This window comes from Gilliamella sp. B2785 (genome assembly GCF_026537005.1).
GTDB classification, from domain to species: Bacteria; Pseudomonadota; Gammaproteobacteria; order Enterobacterales; family Orbaceae; genus Gilliamella; species Gilliamella apicola_E.
The window spans coordinates 107,055-125,757 of sequence record NZ_JAFNNC010000001.1; the positions used below are offsets into that span (position 1 = coordinate 107,055).

Below are 18,703 nucleotides of genomic sequence, written 5' to 3' on the forward strand. Positions count from 1 at the left end.
AGATAAATATTAATGTCAAAAATAAGAATTTTTACTTCAATTATTAAAGTTCAAGATAGTATTTCAGTTATTCACTTCATTAAATTTTTTGTATAAACGATTCACACTTCATTACTGTTGCAAACTTCATTAATGCAGACATAAAACTATCATGAACTACTTGTGATGCAATAATATTGCCACTAAAGTTAAGATCACGAGTAGTACAAGCATCGTGAATCAAAATTGGTTGATAATTTAGTTCAAATGCACAGCGAGTGGTGGAATCAACACACATGTGACTCATCATTCCACAAATCACTAATTGTGATATACCTAATTGCTCTAACTTCTGTTGTAAATGAGTTTGGTAAAAGCTATTTGGATATGCTTTTTGAACAATAAATTCATTATGCTCTTCAAGAGGAAGTAATTTAGAATGTAACTGACTTCCGTCGCTATTTTTTACAAAAAAAGCGGCATTAACATCTTGATTAATGTGCTGTATATAAATAATCGGCAATTGCTTTTGACGGAAATAATTTTGTAACTTTAAAATATATTTCAACGTCTGTTCGGTATTATTTAATGGGTATTTTCCCTCAGGGAAATAATCATTTTGCACATCAATAATTATTAATGCTTGCGTCATTTTGCTCTCCTTTATAATATTTTATGTTATTATTCTGCAGGTATTAACTTTTAAATAACATAGTAAATTGAAGGAATTAACAGCAATTCGCTTTCAAAATGAAAATATGGATAAAAAAGATCGCGCTATATTAAATGAGTTAAAAGAGAATAGTCGTCAATCTTGGCGAGAGATTGGAGAGAAGGTATTCTTGTCAAGCCAAGCAGTTGGTCAACGTGTGCAAGAGTTATTAAATAATCATATTATCGAAAAATTCACCATTAAAGAGCAAAAATCTCAATTACAATTTATTACTATTTATATGAATTCAAATCAATTTGAATCTTTTGAAAAGTTAGTAAAATCTTTTGATGAGGTTTCCGAATTTTACAAAATTACTGGTGATGGTTGTTATATGATTGTCTGCCACTTTGAAAATAATAGTCTAGAGAACTTCTTAAATAAAATTGCTGATTATAGTCGTTATAAAGTCAGCCATAAGTTAAAACAAATCTTATAATTAATCGTAAAAATAAATGATTAAATATTTATATTTGATAAGTCATTATGGTTAATAATAATCGATTGCTTACAATTTATTTCAATAAATTAACAAAAAGCTATTGCTCATTAATCGTTTCTGTTATATTTTGTACAACAGTTAAATTTAAAGGTTTTAATTTTTATGAATTGTTTTTGTATGACTAAACACCATCATCACCATCATTCCTGAATAGTCTTCGGGCGATTGGTGCTGGAAGACAAATGGTCTTCCGGTGATTTCGCAAAAGCAAATAGAGAACCCTCGGAAGATCAAACTTCCGAGGGTTTTTTGTTTGTGGTTAATAATTTTATTTAGGGAGAATAACATGTTGGATAATTCACGTTTACGTATAGCAATGCAAAAATCAGGACGTTTAAGTGATGAGTCAAAAAAATTACTAGCTCAGTGTGGTATCAAAATTAATCTACAAGAGCAACGTCTAATTGCTTTCGCTGAAAATATGCCAATTGATATTTTACGCGTTCGTGATGACGATATACCAGGCCTTGTGATTGATGGCGTAGTTGATATTGGTATTGTGGGCGAAAATGTTTTAGAAGAAGAAGTTCTAGATAGGCAAGCTGAAGGTTATAATCCACAATATAAAAAATTACGTAGACTTGATTTTGGAGGATGTCGTTTATCTATTGCCGCCCCTCGTGACTTTAACTATACTGGTCCTGAGTGCTTAAATAATTTGCGTGTAGCAACAACTTATCCTCACCTACTCCGCCGTTATCTCTCTCAATATAATGTAAGTTTTAAAACTTGTTTGCTTAATGGTTCTGTTGAAGTGGCTCCTCGAGCTGGTTTAGCTGATGTAATTTGTGATTTGGTATCAAGTGGTGCAACTCTTGAGGCCAATGGTTTACAAGAAATAGAAGTCATTTATAAATCTAAAGCATGCTTAATTCAACGTGAAGGTGAAATGTCCTGCACTAAACAAGCCCTAATCGATAAAGTGATGACTCGAATTCAAGGTGTAATTCAAGCTCGTGAATCTAAATATATTATGCTTCACGCTCCAACAGCAGTTTTAGATCAAGTTGTTTCGCTATTACCTGGTGCAGAAAATCCAACTATTTTACCATTAACCGGTGAACAAAATCGGGTAGCATTACACATGGTTAGCACTGAGTCATTATTCTGGGAAACCATGGAAAAACTAAAAGCATTAGGTGCTAGTTCAATCCTTGTATTACCAATTGAAAAAATGATGGAGTAATCAAATGAAGCTTTCTTATTGGCAAAATTGTTCTAAAGAACAGCAAGCAGAATTATTAACTCGCCCGGCAATTGCTGCCTCAGATTCTATTAGCCAAGTGGTTAAAGATATTTTGACACAGGTTAAACAAAATGGTGATCAAGCCCTCAAAGCATTGAGTAGTAAATATGATAAAACTCAAACCAATCAAATTAAATTAACTGAAGATGAGATAAAAACAGCAATTAGTCGTGTCACAATGGATTTAAAACAGGCAATGCAATTAGCTGTGAGCAATATTAAAAAATTCCATCAAGCACAAGTGAGACCAACCATAACAGTTGAAACTATGCCAGGTATTCAATGCCAATCAGTGACCAGACCTATTGATTCAGTTGGTCTTTATATACCTGGTGGTTCTGCTCCTTTATTATCGACTGTTTTAATGTTGGCTATTCCTGCCAAAATTGCTGGTTGTCGTAAAGTGATTTTATGCTCACCTCCCCCAATTGCAGACGAAATTTTATATGCTGCCGATCTTTGTGGTGTAACAGAAATCTATCAACTAGGTGGGGCACAAGCGATTGCTGCAATGGCATTAGGTACCGAGTCAGTTCCAAAAGTCGATAAAATATTTGGCCCGGGTAATGCTTATGTTACTGAAGCCAAACGTCAAGTAAGCCAACGTCTTGATGGTGCAGCTATTGATATGCCAGCAGGCCCTTCTGAAGTATTGGTCATCGCCGATAGTTCTGCTAATCCATCTTTTATAGCTGCTGATTTACTTTCTCAAGCTGAACATGGACCGGATTCACAAGTGGTACTACTTACTCCTGATGAGAAGATTGCACAGGAAGTTTCGATTGAGGTTGATAAACAACTTATGCAACTATCGCGCCAAGATATTGCTGAAAAAGCGTTGAAAGAAAGCCGACTTATAGTAACCAATGATTTAGAAGAATGTGTAGATATCAGCAATCGTTATGGGCCTGAGCATTTAATTATTCAAACTAAAAATGCGGATCAACTGGTTGATAAAATTAATAGTGCCGGTTCAATATTTATCGGTGATTGGTCACCAGAGTCTGCTGGCGATTATGCATCAGGTACAAATCATGTATTACCTACTTATGGTTATACCTCAACTTATTCAAGCCTCGGGTTACCAGATTTTCAAAAACGGATGACTGTACAAAAATTAACGCCTGATGGATTGAAAGCGATAGGTACAGCAGTTGAGCTAATGGCACAAGCTGAGCAACTGACTGCACACAAAAATGCGGTAACGATTCGCTTAGCTAAACTTAATGCTGATAATAAATAATAGGTGGATAAAATGGATATTAATCAATTAGTCAGAAAAAACGTACAAAAGTTGACACCTTATCAATCAGCCAGACGTATTGGTGGTAAAGGTGACGTGTGGTTAAATGCCAATGAATACCCTGTTGCCCCCAATTATCAGTTAACAGAACAAACATTAAACCGTTATCCAGAAGCACAGCCTGAACATGTTATAAATGGTTATGCGCAGTATGCAGGAGTTCGACCTGATCAAGTGATAGTTAGCCGCGGTGCTGACGAAGCGATAGAGCTATTAATGCGTGCTTTTTGTGAACCTGATACAGATACAATACTTTACTGTCCACCAACTTATGGTATGTATCAAGTCAGTGCTGAAACTTTAGGAATAAAAACTAAAACTGTACCGACCAAATCAGATTGGCAACTTGATCTTGAAGGAATTAAGCAAAATATTGATAGTGTTAAATTAATCTATGTTTGTTCACCAAATAATCCAACTGGTAATTTAATCAATCAAGATGATATTAAAACATTACTTAATATAGCCGAAAATCGAGCGCTAGTTGTGATTGATGAGGCTTATATTGAGTTTTCGCCTAATTCAACGGTAGTCAGTTGGCTTAAAGAGTTTCCTCACTTAGTGATTTTACGCACCTTATCAAAAGCATTTGCACTTGCCGGTTTACGTTGTGGATTTACTTTAGCTAATAAGCCAGTAATCGACGCGTTACAAAAAGTGATCGCTCCATATCCATTAGCTACACCTGTAGCTGACATTGCCACTCAGGCATTGAGTAAAGATGGTATTAATACGATGAGATTGCATGTCATCAATCTGAATAATCAAAAAGAAAAGCTGGCTAAGCATCTTTCAGCACTGCCTATAGTCGAAAAAGTTTATCCTAGTGAATCAAATTATTTATGTGTTAAATTTCAGAGTAATAAGGATGTATTTCATAAACTTTGGAATGAAGGCATTATATTGCGCGACCAAAGTAAATCAATTGGTCAAGATGGTTTTGTTCGAATTTCGATTGGTACTCAAGCTGAATGTGAAGCAGTAATAACAGCACTTAAAGCCATATTATAGGAGCAAGTATGTTACAAAAATATTTATTTATCGATCGTGATGGAACATTAATTGTTGAACCTCCTATCGATTTTCAAGTTGATAGTTTCGAAAAACTTGAATTTGAACCAAATGTGATACCCGCATTACTTAAATTACAAGCTGCTGGTTATAAATTAGTTATGGTGACCAATCAAGATGGTTTAGGCACCAGCAGCTATCCACAAGCCAAATTTGATGGCCCTCATAACTTAATGATGCAAATATTTGAATCACAAGGCGTCAGATTTGAAGAGGTTTTAATTTGTCCACATTTTCCTGAGGACAATTGTGAGTGCCGTAAACCTAAACTAAAACTGGTGCTTCCTTATTTAATGAATGGCAACTTAGACAAACAAAATAGCTATGTAATTGGTGACAGGGTCACTGATATCCAGCTTGCAGAAAATATGCAAATAAAAGGGTTACGTTATGATCCAGTAAATCTTAATTGGAACGAAATAGCTCAACGTTTAACCACAGCAGATCGTTATGCAAAAGTCGAAAGAAACACCAAAGAGACTAAGATTTTAGTTGAGGTTTGGTTAGATAGACAAGGTGGTAGCCAAATTAATACAGGTATTGGTTTTTTTGACCATATGCTCGATCAAATTGCTACTCATGGTGGCATTAAACTCAATATCCAAGTTGAAGGTGATCTTCATGTTGATGATCATCACACCATTGAAGATACTGGCCTTGCTTTAGGTGAAGCGCTAAAACAAGCTCTTGGAGATAAACGTGGAATCACACGCTATGCATCAGTTATTCCAATGGATGAATGTTTAGCAAAATGTGCAATAGATATTTCTGGTCGGCCTTACCTTGTATTTTCGACACAATTTAGTGATCCTAAAGTTGGAGATATGAGTACACAAATGGTAGAGCATTTCTTCTACTCTTTAACTTATGCTATGGGGATCACCTTACATATTGAAACATCAGGAAATAATGATCATCATAGAATCGAGAGCTTATTTAAAGCGTTTGCTCGAACACTTAAACAAGCAATTAAAATTGAAAGTGATAGATTACCTAGTTCGAAAGGAGTGCTATAGATGAAAATTGTCATTCTCGATACAGGCTGTGCAAATCTTTCATCAGTAAAATACGCAATACAACGACTAGGCTATAATCCAATTATTAGTCTTGAACCTGATATTGTGCTTGAGTCGGATAAACTCTTTTTACCGGGTGTGGGTTCCGCATCTGCAGCAATGAAAAAGTTAAAAGAACGGAATTTAATCGAGCTGATAAAAGTTTGCACCCAACCTGTATTAGGCATCTGCCTTGGTATGCAACTTTTAGCCGATTATAGTAATGAAGGGCATGTCCATACGTTAGGTATCATTCACGAAAAAGTCTCTGAAATTCCTGATTGTGGACTACCACTACCGCATATGGGGTGGAATCAAGTTAACCCTAAAGCTGGCCACCATTTATTCCGAGATATTCCTAATGGTGCTTATTTTTACTTTGTACATGGATACGCCTTACCATTATGCTCATCAACTATCGCAGAAACCAATTACGGCGAAAGCTTTACAGCTGCCGTACAAAAAGACAACTTTTACGGTGTGCAATTTCATCCAGAGCGTTCTGGCTCAGCCGGTGCAAAATTACTAAAGAACTTTTTGGAGATGTAAAAATGGCAGTTTACCCTATTATTATTCCTGCTCTTGATTTAATTGATGGCACTGTGGTTCGATTACATCAGGGTGATTATGAACAAAAACGTGATTATGGTAATGATCCTTTAGCTCGATTACAAGACTATCAGAGGCAAGGAGCTAAATTACTACATTTAGTTGATTTAACAGGTGCTAAAGATCCAAAAGCTCGACAAATCGCATTAATTAAAACACTGATTAATGGTGTCCAAGTTCCAGTACAAGTTGGAGGAGGAATTCGCAGTGAAGATGATGTTAAAGCGCTTCTCTCTGCTGGTGCAACACGAGTTGTTATCGGTTCAACTGCAATTAAAGATCCCAAATTAGTAAAAAAATGGTTTGAAAATTATGGACCTGAATCTTTGGTATTAGCATTGGATGTTCGTATTGACAAATATGGCAATAAAAATGTCGCTATTCATGGCTGGCAAGAAGATTCTAAGCAAACTTTAGAACAAGTAATTGAGGATTACTTACCTTATGGCTTAAAACATGTCCTTTGTACTGACATTTCAAAAGATGGTACATTAACTGGTTCTAACATAAGCTTGTATCAAGAAATTAGCAAAAAATACCCAACTATTGATTTTCAAGCTTCTGGTGGAATCGGACAGTTGAACGATGTAAAGGACTTAAAAGACAGTGGTGTTGCTGGTGTCATTGTGGGTCGGGCATTACTAGAAGGTAAATTTACAGTTCAGGAGGCAATTTCATGTTGGCAAAAAGGATAATACCTTGCTTGGACGTTCGTAATGGCCAAGTTGTTAAAGGCGTGCAATTCCGTAATCACGAAATCATTGGTGATATTGTACCATTAGCTAAACGCTATGCGGAAGAAGGTGCAGATGAACTGGTTTTCTATGATATCACTGCTTCATCTGATGGGCGTGTGGTTGATAAAAGTTGGGTGGCTAAAGTTGCTCAAGTTATTGACATACCCTTTTGTGTTGCTGGTGGTATAAAAACGGTTGAAGATGCTGGGCAGATTTTAACTTATGGGGCAGATAAAATTTCAATCAACTCCCCTGCTTTAGCTAACCCAAACTTGATTACTCAATTAGCTGATTGCTTTGGTGTGCAATGTATCGTGGTAGGGATTGATACTTGGTATGATAAAGATTCAAATAGTTATCACGTTTATCAATTTACCGGTGATGAAAAGCGAACTGTAGCCACCAAATGGAATACAATTGATTGGGTTCAAGAGGTCCAAAAGCGAGGTGCCGGTGAAATTGTATTGAATATGATGAACCAAGATGGTGTTCGTAATGGTTATGATCTTAAGCAACTTAAAACGATTAGAGAAGTTTGCCAAGTACCACTGATTGCTTCTGGCGGTGCGGGTACTATGGAGCATTTTTTACAAGCTTTTAAAGAAACTAATGTTGATGGTGCTTTAGCGGCTTCAGTCTTTCATAAACAAATTATTAATATTGGCGAACTTAAACAATATTTAGCTCAACATGGAGTAGAAATACGATTATGTTAACTCAACATTCCCAAATACAGATAGATACAAAATCACTTGATTGGCAAAAAATCGATAATTTAATGCCAGTTATTATTCAGCATTATATTTCTGGTGAAGTGCTCATGCTGGGTTATATGAATCAGGAAGCTTTAGCTCAAACTCTAAGTAGCGGAAAAGTAACGTTTTATTCTCGAACTAAACAACGTTTATGGACCAAAGGCGAAACCTCAGGCAACTTTTTAAACGTGGTTAATATCTCAACCGATTGTGATAACGATACGCTGTTAATTTTAGTCAATCCGATTGGACCAACTTGTCATACTGGAACAAACAGCTGCTTTAAGAATTCTAAAACTGAATGGGGCTTTCTATACGATTTAGAACAATTACTTGGCTCTCGTAAGCAAGCTGATCCTAACACCTCTTATACTGCAAAACTCTATCATGATGGTACTAAGCGTATTGCTCAGAAAGTCGGAGAAGAAGGTGTAGAAACAGCCCTTGCTGCCACTGTACGAGATAAAGAAGAATTGAAAAATGAATCGGCAGATTTGATTTACCATCTATTAGTCTTACTACAGGATCAAAATCTATCACTCCAAGATGTGATTGGCATTTTAAAAGCTAGACATAAATAATATTAAAAAGAAACCAAGCGAGGCACAATCTTTGAGCTTGGTTTCTTAAAATACATTTCAAAATGACCTATCGATTTATCTAACAGGTAATTTAACTCCATTAAACATAGCTTGCACTGCTACATTGTTTTCACAAAGACTAATTTTATCTATTGTTTGTCTATTTAAATGTGGAGAAAATTGACTAATAAAATCATACATATAATTACGCAAGAACAGAGATCGCGCAAAGACGATATAAGTTGTACTGTAAGGGAATATATGGCCGGCATTTAGCACCACAAATTCACAATCTGAACTTTCATCAACCGCCATTTTAGCCACAATGCCAACACCAACACCTAATTTGACATAGGTTTTAATCAAATCAGCATCAGTAGTGCTAAATACAATATTTGGGACTTGATTAGCTTTAATAAATGCCTGATTAAGATCGGAACCATCATTAGAAAAATCATAACTAACTAATGGATATTTAGATAGCTCATCAATTGTAACTAAACTGCTTTTAGCTAAAGGGTGATCTTTCATGACAATGACAGCTTGGTTCCAATGATAACAAGGTAATGCAATCATATCATCACTAAGATCTGATAAATCGGTCACGATAGCAAAATCAGCTTGTCCAGTTTGTACTTGCATCAGGCATTGAGGAGATGACCCTTGTTCCATATGAAGAGTGATACTCGGGTACTGTTGCATAAATTGTTGGATAACAAGAGGTAAAGTATAACGAGCTTGAGTATAAGTGGTTGTTATCGTTAATGAGCCTTGATTTGGTTGACTAAACTCTTTAGCTAAAATTTTAATATCTTGTGCTTTATTCAAAATATCACGGGCTAAAGCTATAATCTGCTCACCAACTGGTGTAACTTCTGAAAGATGTTTACCTACACGGGTAAAGATTTGTACATTTAGCTCATCTTCCAATAATTTAATCTGCTTACTTATTCCAGGTTGAGAGGTATAAAGTTTTTCAGAGGTAAGCGATACATTGAGATCATTATTAACAACCTCAACAATATAACGCAGCTGTTGCAACTTCATGACAAAGGCTCCTTTAACTATATACCTTTCCCTTTTCTCAAAAAAAACTTGAGGAAAGGGGTTTTTTAAGGTAATTCCCTTCACACCTTACCACAAAAACGGCTTTTTATATTAAACAGCTACTGAACCTGAGCTATTCTTTATAAAATGATTAAGTGTTATTACCTATTTTTTACTATTAACCCATTTACCATGAACATATTGCATGACCCAACCAGTAGATTTGCCGTTAACTTCAGAAGTAACATACTGTTCTTTATTCTTTCGGCTATAACGAACAATACTTGGATTACCATTTGGATCATGGCTTGGTGCTTCAGTTAAATAAATAAATTTTTCTGGTAAACGATATTTAAAGCGTTGTAACTCTTCAACTAATGGTGCACGAGTTTCCCGTGATTTTGGGAAATTATGCGCTGCTAAAAATATACCTGATGCACCATCTCTAAGGACAAAATGTGCATCTGATTTAGTACATTGTAATTCAGGCAAATCAACTGGATCTTCTTTAGGAGGAGCCACATCACCATTTTTCAAGATTTTACGTGTATTTTTACAATCTTGATTAGTACAGCCCATATAGAGTCCAAAACGACCTGATTTAAGGTGCATTTCTGATCCACATTTTTCACATTCGATAATGGGCCCATCATAACTTTTTACTTTAAATGTACCCTTTTCAACCAAAGAACCATCACAAATAGGATTATTACCACAAATATGCAGCTTACGCTCATTATCAAGCAGATAGCTATCCATAGCGGTATGACATTTAGGGCAACGTTTAAGTGCTCTTAAAGCGTTGGTTTCAGCTGTTTCAGCTTCTTCCAAAATGTTTAAGGTTTCATGTTCTGGAATTAAGTTAATTGTCTGCTTACAACGCTCTTTTGGCGGTAATGCATAACCAGAACAAGCTAAAAACACGCCGGTTCCTGCAGTTTTAATCCCCATTTCACGACCACAATTAGGACATTTAATTTCTGGTGTTAAAACTAAAGGATTTAATTGCATTCCACCATGATCTGGATCTTGTTCAGCGATTTCAAGATGCTGGCTAAAATCTTCAAAAAATTGATCTAAAACTTCGCGCCATTCTTGTTTTTTATTAGCGATCTCATCAAGTGCATGTTCCATACGAGCGGTAAAATCATAACTCATAAGATCATTAAAATTTTCACTTAATCTATCGGTAACAATTTCACCAATTTTTTCTGCGTAAAAACGACGATTATCTAATCGTACATATCCACGATCTTGAATAGTTGAAATGATCGTTGCATAAGTAGAAGGACGGCCAATTTCTCGTTTTTCCAACTCTTTTACTAAAGAAGCTTCATTGTAACGAGCAGGTGGTTTAGTAAAATGTTGATCTGGATTTAAGCTAAGTAACTCTAAAATATCGTTGACAGATACAGCGGGTAACATTTTATCTTCATTGTTTTTACTCAACTGAGATTGTACTTTTGTCCAACCATCAAAACGTAAAGTACGACCTTTTGCTTTTAAAGTAAAATCCCCAGCTTTAACAGTAACAGTAATTGAGTTATATTCAGCTGATGTCATTTGACAAGCAACAAATTGACGCCATATTAGTTGATACAACTTAACAGCATCAACTTCAACATCACTCAGACTTGTAGCTTGTATATTAACATCAGAAGGACGAATAGCTTCGTGCGCTTCTTGTGAGTTTTTCTTACTGGTATAAACATTCGGTGATTTTGGTAGATATTTATCACCATAATTTTCACCAATATAATCTCGGACCATCGTTAATGCGTCTTGACTCAAATTTGTAGAGTCGGTACGCATATAAGTAATATAACCTGCCTCGTATAAACGCTGTGCTAACATCATTGTCTTTTTCACCCCGAAGCCAAGGCGAGTACTTGCAGCTTGTTGTAAAGTCGACGTAATAAATGGCGCAGTTGGATTGCTTTTAGTTGGCTTTTCTTCAATATTGGTTACTTGATATTGTTTATTATTTAGCTCTGCTAAAGCAATATCAATAGCAACCCGATCTTTCGGTTCAAACGCATCATCTTTATAATGCGTAACTTGCATAGTTAGTTTTTCTTGATTAGCTGTTTTTAAGTCAGCATAGAGCTCCCAATATTCTTCAGGAATAAAGGCATGGATTTCACGTTCACGTTCAACAACTAATCGTACCGCAACGGATTGGACTCGACCAGCTGACAACCCTCTTGCTACTTTTTTCCAAAGTAATGGCGACACCATAAAACCAACTACGCGGTCCATAAATCGGCGTGCCTGCTGAGCATTAACACGATCCATATCAAGCATAGCAGGATGCTTAAACGCATTTTGAATCGCAGTTTTAGTGATTTCGTTAAATACAACACGTCGATATTTATCATCATCACCACCAATAACATCTTTTAGATGCCACGCGATGGCTTCCCCTTCTCTATCCAAGTCGGTTGCGAGATAAATCCTATCCGCATCTTTGGCTAACTTTTTAAGCTCATCAACTACCCGCTCTTTACCGGGTAAAATTTCATAATGAGCTTTCCAACCATTATAAGGATCGACACTCATACGATCGACTAAGATCTGCTTTTCAGATCGTTTTACTTTCTTCTCGGCTTTATCTTTGCTGGTTTTTTCATTGCGGTGGCTACTACCACTAACTGGAAGATCTCGAATATGCCCCACGCTTGATTTAACCACGAAATCTTTGCCAAGATATTTATTAATTGTTTTTGCTTTTGCTGGTGATTCCACAATAACAAGGGATTTTCCCATAATTAAACCTATTTATCCTGTAGTTTAAGTTATTTACTGTCTAAATTAACATCAAGTAATGACAGTAAATCATCTTTAATTGTCGACACTTTACTTGCATACTGCTCTTTTTGCTCTGCATCTTCAATTAATTGTGTAATTGTTTGTGACAACGTACATCCCCGGCGTTTAGCTAAATTAGCTAATCTTTGCCAGACTAGAAATTCTAAATCAATAGACTTTTTACGTGTATTTTGCTGCTCGGCATTAAAATGTCGTTTTCGTCGCGCCCGAATGGTTTGCTTCATGCGGTTATCTAAATCGGGATTTAAATGCTGCTTAATCCAATCAACGACGGCTGTCGGTTTGTGTTCCAATAACAATAGTTCATTTACGGCTTGTTGAGCTGCACTCTTTTCAACATAACGAGTGATAGGCTCCCCTTCTAAATGTCTTTTTACTAAATAGTGCCACTTCCAACCGCATTCAAGGTTTTCTAATTGTTGATATTTCATAAGCTCACCTTGTGACGCTGTAACTAAATATGTTAGTTGTAGCATAATCTTGACACACAATAAAGAAAATTATTGCATTTGACAAATTTTTTATAAATCTGCTATCGTTCGCCTATCATTTTGAACTTCTACTTAAGGAATTACAAATAATGGCAAAAGCCGATGTTATTTATATTAATGGTTACATTTACACTGCAGACGAGCATGATACCGTTTGTGAAGCGCTTGCAATTAAAAATGGCTATATTATTGCAACTGGTACCACACAAGAGATAAATAACTCCCAATATGTTGATAATTGTACAATAATTCATGATCTACTAGGTAAAACAATGATGCCCGGCATAATTGATGCTCATCTACATACCTTTTGGGGCGGTATGCAATTATCATCATGTAATTTAAATTATCAAAGTTTAACTGTTGATACTACCTTAGCCATTATTCAAGAATATTTAGATAATGATTCCGCAGACAATAGTGAAAATTGGTTACAAGTTCGTGGCTGGTTACGCCAAGAAGTGTTACCAATCGGAACCGACATTACCCGCTTTGATCTTGATAAACTTAATACCACGCGCCCCGTAATTCTGTTTTCAAATGATTGTCATACGCTTGTTGCAAATAGCATTGCTTTAGAAAAATTTGGACTTGACCGTAATACGCCAGAGCCTTCTGATGGAAAAATTGGACGCACTGAAGATGGCGAATTAAACGGTATATTAGAAGATGCCCCTGCTATGCGCGCGTTTGACAGCATCTCTAAAATTACCGATGAACAAGCAGTAAACATAGCTAAATTATCACAAACTGAATTAAATAAGCAAGGTGTAACGTCAGTTATGGATGCACGCATCACTGAAACACAAGCCGATGCATTTCTAAAATTACAACAACAAGATCAGCTCTCAATACGTTTATTTGGTGCACGTGAATTACCACCTGATGATGTCGGTACTATTGAGGATATTCCTGCTGTTATTGATCGCGTTAAACAATTTGCTAAGCGTTATGATGATAAAAACTGGCAACCTAAGCCAGGTATAAAAGTATCGCATACCAAATTATTTGTCGATGGAGTGATGCAAGCACCATTAATGACAGCTCGCTTACTAAAACCTTATCAATTAGAAAATGAAAAAGATCGCCTCGGTGATCTATATTATTCAACAGAGATGTTAGATGCATTAATACTCGAATCATCTAAAGCTGGATTTCATCCTCACATGCATACTGTTGGCGAAGGAGCAATTGAAGTTGTTCTTAACGCGATTGAAAAAATGCGAAAAACACTACCAGATGCGGATATTCGTCCAAGTACTGCACATAATGAACTCAGTGCAATGCATCAATTTGCTCGTTATAAACAATTAAAAACCAGTGTAGTATTTTCATTCCAATGGGCTGGCTGTAGCTCAGCAATGGTAGAACAATACGAAACCTTATTTGGTGCCGAACGCTATAATGGTTTAGAAGCCCACGGTCAGTATATAGATGCTGGAGTCACCTGTGCGTTTGGTAGCGATTGGCCAATTGATCCACTTAATGAATGGTATGATTTCCAAATCGCCATGACCAGACAAATTGATGCACAGCACCCTCGTTTAAATAGTGACCGCAATTTAACAGCGACCGAAGTCCTACGCTGTGCAACAATTGGCGCCGCTTATGTGTTAAAACAAGATGATTATATAGGCTCTATCGAAAAAGGAAAATTTGCAGATTTAATTATTTTAGATCGTAATCCATTTACCATTCCAGCAACGGATATTCAAAATGTCAAAGTATTAACGACGATGGTTGGAGGGAAAACAGTTTATCAACACGCCTAATAATCGTTAAAAAATTTATTACCCCGCCTATTAGTCGGGGTAATTTTTCAATGATTAATCAGCATCAACAATAACATCGCCTTCCACTGCTGGTTTTCGAGAAAAATGTAAAATCGCAGCAATAATAAATGCTCCGATAAACATATCAATGACATACCATAATGCACCTTTGGTTACACCACCTAACGCAACTAAACCACCAAATGCAACTAATGAATCAATACCATTAATCATGCCTAGCATTCCCGCAACTGCTGTACCAACAACGATCGCAATAATAACGCGTTTTGGATCTTTAGCCGCAAATGGAATCGCCCCTTCTGTAATACCAGCTAGGGATAAAAAGAACGCAGTAATACCAAACTCTTTTTCTTCCTTAGTATATTTAGAGCGAGACACAATCAAAGAAGAAATAGCCAATCCTAAAGGAGGAATTGCACAGCACATACGAAATACACCATTAGGACCGTAAACACCTTCTGCCATAGCTGCTAATGTAAAGGCTGTAGCTGCTTTACTACATGGTCCGCCCATATCTAGCGCTGCAAGAACACCAATACCTATACCTAAAAATGCTGCGTTAACTTCAGACATGCCTTTTAAAGTTTCGACCATCGCTTTTACAAACCAATCAAGCGGATATGACAAGCCATAAATATAAATAGGAGCCATAACTAATAAGGTCACAGTTGGAATAATCATAACAGGCATAACAGAGGCAATAACTGGATGGACTTTAACTGTTTTAAACCATTTTACAAAATAACCAATTAAAACACCGAAAATCATAGCACCAATAAAGCCTGTACTTACATGATTAGCACCAATTGGATTATTTACTACATATCCCATAATAAATGCTGGAGCTAAGGCGGCATTACCACCAATCGAATAAGCCATATATGCCGCAAGCACAGGTACCATCATTGCAAAGCCATAAAACGCAACTTGCTGTAAATCGGCAAAGAATTGATTACTTGGTAAAATAGTGTCACCAGTTACATGACCAGTCATTAACACTATTGAAAAAAGAATACCTGAAGCAATAATAACTGGTAAAAATTTACTGATACCGGTATTTAATGACCTAAATATTTCTTTTCCAATACTCTCCTTAACTTCTTTTTTAGATGATAGTGCTTCAGCATTGTTAAAAATATTAACCGTGTTTTTAACCGCTTCACCGGTGCTGACCTTAATCACATTTTTAAAAGGTTCTAACCTTTCAGCATTATCAATAGAAATATCTGTTGCTAACAAAATTACATCGGCACTTTTTAAATCTTGTTCTGTTAATACATTATCAATCCCTGCTGCGCCTTGTGTTTCGACCTTACAATCCCATCCTCGTTTTTTAGCTTCATTTTCAATTTTTTGTTTAGCAATATAAGTATGAGCCATACCCGCTGTACAGGCACATATGGCCACAATTTTTTTATTTTTTAGCGATTCTTTACTCATATAAACCTCGGATTAATTTTGCTACAGTTTGAATATCACTATTTAAAAGTTCTTCAATAAAATCATCATCAGCCAAATTAGATGCCAATTTAGCAATTATTGTCAAATGCTCTTTATCCGCATTTTCTGGAGCGCCAATCATTACTACTAACTTAACTTTATTTTCATTATTCCAAATTATTCCTGGATTATACTTACCTACCACAATAAATGGTGTTTTTACTGCGCTACTTTTAGCATGAGGCAAAGCAATATCTGTTAGTACATCTGTATCCATTTCTTTTTCATGATTCATAACATCTTGGAAAAATTGTGTGACATTGTTTAAATACTCGTTACTGTTTTCTGCCATTAATTTGATCACTAATGATTTATCTTGAGCAAGATTATCAGTTAGTTCGACGGGAATAACCGGAATTAAAGCCATAAATAAGTCCTCTTGATAATTATTTAGTATAAAATTTTAGTAAAATAAAGATATACAAAACAAATATATAACGTTCATTTTTTATTGACACTTAATTTTTTGATTAAATAATTTGATCTTGCTCACAAATATGAAATATTTAAAATTTATTGATGATTAAAGTAATCATTACTTTCAAAAATACATACTTATTAAGATACGGCCTTAATAATGATTTTACTTAATAATAAAATGATCTTTTTCATTGTTTAGCATGAAAATTATGTGGCTGTTTTGTCATACAGGTATTATTAGAAATTAAAATAGAAGATTTAAGAAGAAACAAAAAAAGGATAAAAGTATATTTGCAATATTATATTTTGACTATTTACCTTTATATAAATATTTTGATAAGTTTATAGATCCTTCTATAGATAAATACAATTTTATTTTAATATTTTTTTGATTGAGGATACTCATAACGTAAATGAAACTATGAGTATCCTTAATTTGGCTCTTTGATTCTGAGCCTAGCCAAAAAGTTGATATTTGGTTTCTAAATTGATGGCTAGCGCAAAAAAGACCGATTTATTGATGATACTTTTTATCTTATTTCACTTTGACCACTAAGCAGTCCAAATAAACAATTGAATAAAAATTATCAAGTAGAGAATTCTGCCACTCTATCACATACTCTTTTACTCATTCCGTCAGTTTAAAAATCAGCACTGGCGAGATATCAACACCATATATCTCCTTATATAGAAATAATGTTTATTTCATTCCTTTATGAAGGATATAGCAACTTTCTTTAAATTTTAGCTCACAAGCTTGTTCAAAATACTTTTTAGCTAAATCACTATTTTTTTCAATTCCATCACCTTTATAATACATAACACCTAAATTATGCATTGCTTGAGTGTCACCATTATCTGCTGCTTTTGTGTACCAATATAATGCTTTTTTTATCAACTTTGACGCCCTCACCTTCGTCATACATGCGTGATAAACCATATTGCGCAATAGAACCCCCTTGTTCCGCTGCCTGAGTAAGCCAATATAGCGTTTTTTCAGTATTTTCTTCGACGCCGTCGCCGTTCTAATACATAAATGCTAAATTAAACTGAGCATCTTTATCTCCCTGCTCAGCCTCAGTGTTACAAGCAATAAAAGCTTTATCAAAAGCTTTTTGTTCGAAATAGGTAGCGCAATTATTAGCGTAAGCCGTGGTCGATAATAATGCTGTTAATACAACATATACCAATATAGCGCTTTTTCTTTATTTCCTTCATGATCAAGCATCCAGGATAAACCACTGTGCTCCGCATAAACAAACCCTTGTTTAGTAGCTTTAGTGTACCAATAGAGCACTTTTTTTCTATTTTTATCGAAATCGAACGACCGCCCTAATTCATATTGAGCAACAATAAATCCTTGCTCTGCTGCTTTAGTGAGCCATTTTTCACGTTCAAACCTTCTGGATAAATCATATTGCGCTTGAACAGATCCGGCTTCCGCTGCTTGAGTGAGCCAATAGAGTGCTTTTTCTTTGTTTTCCTCGACTCCCTCACCTTCTTCATACATGCGTGATAAACCATATTGCGCAATAGAAACCCCTTGTTCCGCTGCCTGAGTAAGCCAATATAGTGCTTTTTCAGTATTTTCTTCGACACCGTAGCCGTTGTAATACATAAATGCTAAATTAAACTGAGCATCTTTATCTCCCTGCTCAGCCTCAGTGTTACAAGCAATAAAAGCTTGAGCAAAATCTTTTTGTTCAAAATAGGTCGCACAATTATTAGCGTAAGCCGTCGTCGATAATAATGCTGTTAATACAACAAATAGTACTTTTTTCATTAGTTTTCCTTAAATTCCTTAAATATAATAATTTTTTTATTTTGCCTGCTGGCAAGAAAAGAACAAAAATACGTTTACTATCTATTACTTGTTAACAATGTACTTTTAAATCGCTTATCGGTATATGGAGTTGATAAAATGACTAACACGCTAACCCAATATATTGAGCCTATTAAAATGTCACTGTTAAGCTAATTTATATCAAAAAAGTGATTGTGTTAACAGAATAAATAATATTTTGAGGCTGTATAAAAAAAGAACTGCCTTAATATTTAAGACAGCTCTTTTAG

The 18,703-nt window shown here is 35.5% G+C and carries 19 protein-coding genes, 1 pseudogene and 1 other annotated feature; of the genes and pseudogenes, 10 read left to right on the plus strand and 10 right to left on the minus strand.

The features are described from left to right. Positions 1–79: 79 nt before the first annotated feature. Positions 80–631, minus strand: coding sequence for a cysteine hydrolase family protein (locus J3U24_RS00530; protein WP_267336878.1), 552 nt, complete (start codon positions 629–631; stop codon positions 80–82). A 106-nt stretch (positions 632–737) separates the two neighbouring features. Here J3U24_RS00530 and J3U24_RS00535 point away from each other — a divergent pair, with 106 nt between their 5' ends. From J3U24_RS00535 to hisIE, 9 genes are all read left to right on the plus strand, one after another. Next, complete coding sequence (locus tag J3U24_RS00535) at positions 738–1,130, plus strand: Lrp/AsnC family transcriptional regulator (RefSeq protein WP_065563469.1); 393 nt, start codon at positions 738–740, stop codon at positions 1,128–1,130. Between the two features lie 191 nt (positions 1,131–1,321). Further along, positions 1,322–1,447 (plus strand) — a sequence feature (His leader region). A gap of 32 nt (positions 1,448–1,479) precedes the next feature. Next, the gene (gene hisG / locus J3U24_RS00540) at positions 1,480–2,379 is read left to right on the plus strand and encodes an ATP phosphoribosyltransferase (protein ID WP_065563470.1); all 900 of its coding nucleotides are present in this window, start codon (positions 1,480–1,482) and stop codon (positions 2,377–2,379) included. 4 nt (positions 2,380–2,383) lie between these two features. After that, a complete protein-coding gene (gene hisD, locus J3U24_RS00545) occupies positions 2,384–3,682 on the plus strand; it encodes a histidinol dehydrogenase (protein WP_267336879.1) in 1,299 nt (432 codons plus the stop codon). Positions 3,683–3,694: 12 nt separating this feature from the next. Beyond that, entirely contained in the window at positions 3,695–4,753 is a 1,059-nt protein-coding gene (gene hisC / locus J3U24_RS00550; RefSeq protein WP_267336880.1) for a histidinol-phosphate transaminase, read from the plus strand. 8 nt (positions 4,754–4,761) lie between these two features. After that, entirely contained in the window at positions 4,762–5,829 is a 1,068-nt protein-coding gene (hisB, locus tag J3U24_RS00555) for a bifunctional histidinol-phosphatase/imidazoleglycerol-phosphate dehydratase HisB (RefSeq protein ID WP_267336881.1), read from the plus strand. Continuing rightward, positions 5,830–6,417, plus strand: a complete 588-nt coding sequence (gene hisH / locus J3U24_RS00560) for an imidazole glycerol phosphate synthase subunit HisH (protein WP_065563474.1) — start codon at positions 5,830–5,832, stop codon at positions 6,415–6,417. Positions 6,418–6,434: 17 nt separating this feature from the next. Further along, positions 6,435–7,172, plus strand: coding sequence for a 1-(5-phosphoribosyl)-5-[(5-phosphoribosylamino)methylideneamino]imidazole-4-carboxamide isomerase (gene hisA, locus J3U24_RS00565; protein ID WP_370632616.1), 738 nt, complete (start codon positions 6,435–6,437; stop codon positions 7,170–7,172). Further along, the gene (gene hisF, locus J3U24_RS00570; RefSeq protein ID WP_267336882.1) at positions 7,154–7,930 is read left to right on the plus strand and encodes an imidazole glycerol phosphate synthase subunit HisF; all 777 of its coding nucleotides are present in this window, start codon (positions 7,154–7,156) and stop codon (positions 7,928–7,930) included. Before hisA ends, hisF begins: the two co-directional genes overlap by 19 nt. Continuing rightward, positions 7,924–8,550: a bifunctional phosphoribosyl-AMP cyclohydrolase/phosphoribosyl-ATP diphosphatase HisIE gene (gene hisIE / locus J3U24_RS00575; RefSeq protein WP_065563476.1), complete on the plus strand. Its 627-nt coding sequence runs from the start codon at positions 7,924–7,926 to the stop codon at positions 8,548–8,550. Before hisF ends, hisIE begins: the two co-directional genes overlap by 7 nt. 75 nt (positions 8,551–8,625) lie before the next feature. On the opposite strand, the gene cysB is transcribed toward hisIE, so the two are convergent. From cysB to matP, 3 genes are all read right to left on the minus strand, one after another. After that, positions 8,626–9,597, minus strand: coding sequence for an HTH-type transcriptional regulator CysB (cysB, locus tag J3U24_RS00580; protein WP_267336883.1), 972 nt, complete (start codon positions 9,595–9,597; stop codon positions 8,626–8,628). 165 nt (positions 9,598–9,762) lie between these two features. Continuing rightward, a complete protein-coding gene (gene topA / locus J3U24_RS00585; RefSeq protein WP_267336884.1) occupies positions 9,763–12,363 on the minus strand; it encodes a type I DNA topoisomerase in 2,601 nt (866 codons plus the stop codon). 29 nt (positions 12,364–12,392) lie between these two features. Then, positions 12,393–12,857 carry a macrodomain Ter protein MatP gene (gene matP / locus J3U24_RS00590; protein WP_065563479.1) on the minus strand — a complete coding sequence of 155 codons (465 nt, stop codon included), beginning with the start codon at positions 12,855–12,857 and terminating at the stop codon, positions 12,393–12,395. A 149-nt stretch (positions 12,858–13,006) separates the two neighbouring features. Here matP and J3U24_RS00595 point away from each other — a divergent pair, with 149 nt between their 5' ends. Then, positions 13,007–14,689: an amidohydrolase gene (locus J3U24_RS00595; protein ID WP_267336885.1), complete on the plus strand. Its 1,683-nt coding sequence runs from the start codon at positions 13,007–13,009 to the stop codon at positions 14,687–14,689. A gap of 54 nt (positions 14,690–14,743) precedes the next feature. Here the strand turns inward: J3U24_RS00595 and J3U24_RS00600 are convergent, their stop codons facing one another. From J3U24_RS00600 to J3U24_RS00620, 6 genes and pseudogenes are all read right to left on the minus strand, one after another. After that, complete coding sequence (locus J3U24_RS00600; RefSeq protein ID WP_065563481.1) at positions 14,744–16,150, minus strand: PTS fructose transporter subunit IIC; 1,407 nt, start codon at positions 16,148–16,150, stop codon at positions 14,744–14,746. Next, complete coding sequence (locus J3U24_RS00605; protein WP_065734881.1) at positions 16,143–16,577, minus strand: PTS sugar transporter subunit IIA; 435 nt, start codon at positions 16,575–16,577, stop codon at positions 16,143–16,145. The genes J3U24_RS00600 and J3U24_RS00605 overlap by 8 nt, the downstream gene beginning before the upstream one ends. Before the next feature lie 753 nt (positions 16,578–17,330). Next, positions 17,331–17,528 carry a tetratricopeptide repeat protein gene (locus J3U24_RS00610; protein ID WP_267336886.1) on the minus strand — a complete coding sequence of 66 codons (198 nt, stop codon included), beginning with the start codon at positions 17,526–17,528 and terminating at the stop codon, positions 17,331–17,333. Further along, positions 17,485–17,649: pseudogene (locus J3U24_RS11550) on the minus strand (hypothetical protein); the annotation flags it as partial. The pseudogene J3U24_RS11550 and the gene J3U24_RS00610, both read right to left, overlap by 44 nt. A 6-nt stretch (positions 17,650–17,655) precedes the next feature. Beyond that, positions 17,656–17,820 carry a hypothetical protein gene (locus J3U24_RS00615; protein ID WP_176701545.1) on the minus strand — a complete coding sequence of 55 codons (165 nt, stop codon included), beginning with the start codon at positions 17,818–17,820 and terminating at the stop codon, positions 17,656–17,658. Further along, positions 17,802–18,413 carry a tetratricopeptide repeat protein gene (locus J3U24_RS00620; RefSeq protein WP_267336887.1) on the minus strand — a complete coding sequence of 204 codons (612 nt, stop codon included), beginning with the start codon at positions 18,411–18,413 and terminating at the stop codon, positions 17,802–17,804. Before J3U24_RS00620 ends, J3U24_RS00615 begins: the two co-directional genes overlap by 19 nt. Positions 18,414–18,703: the final 290 nt, after the last annotated feature.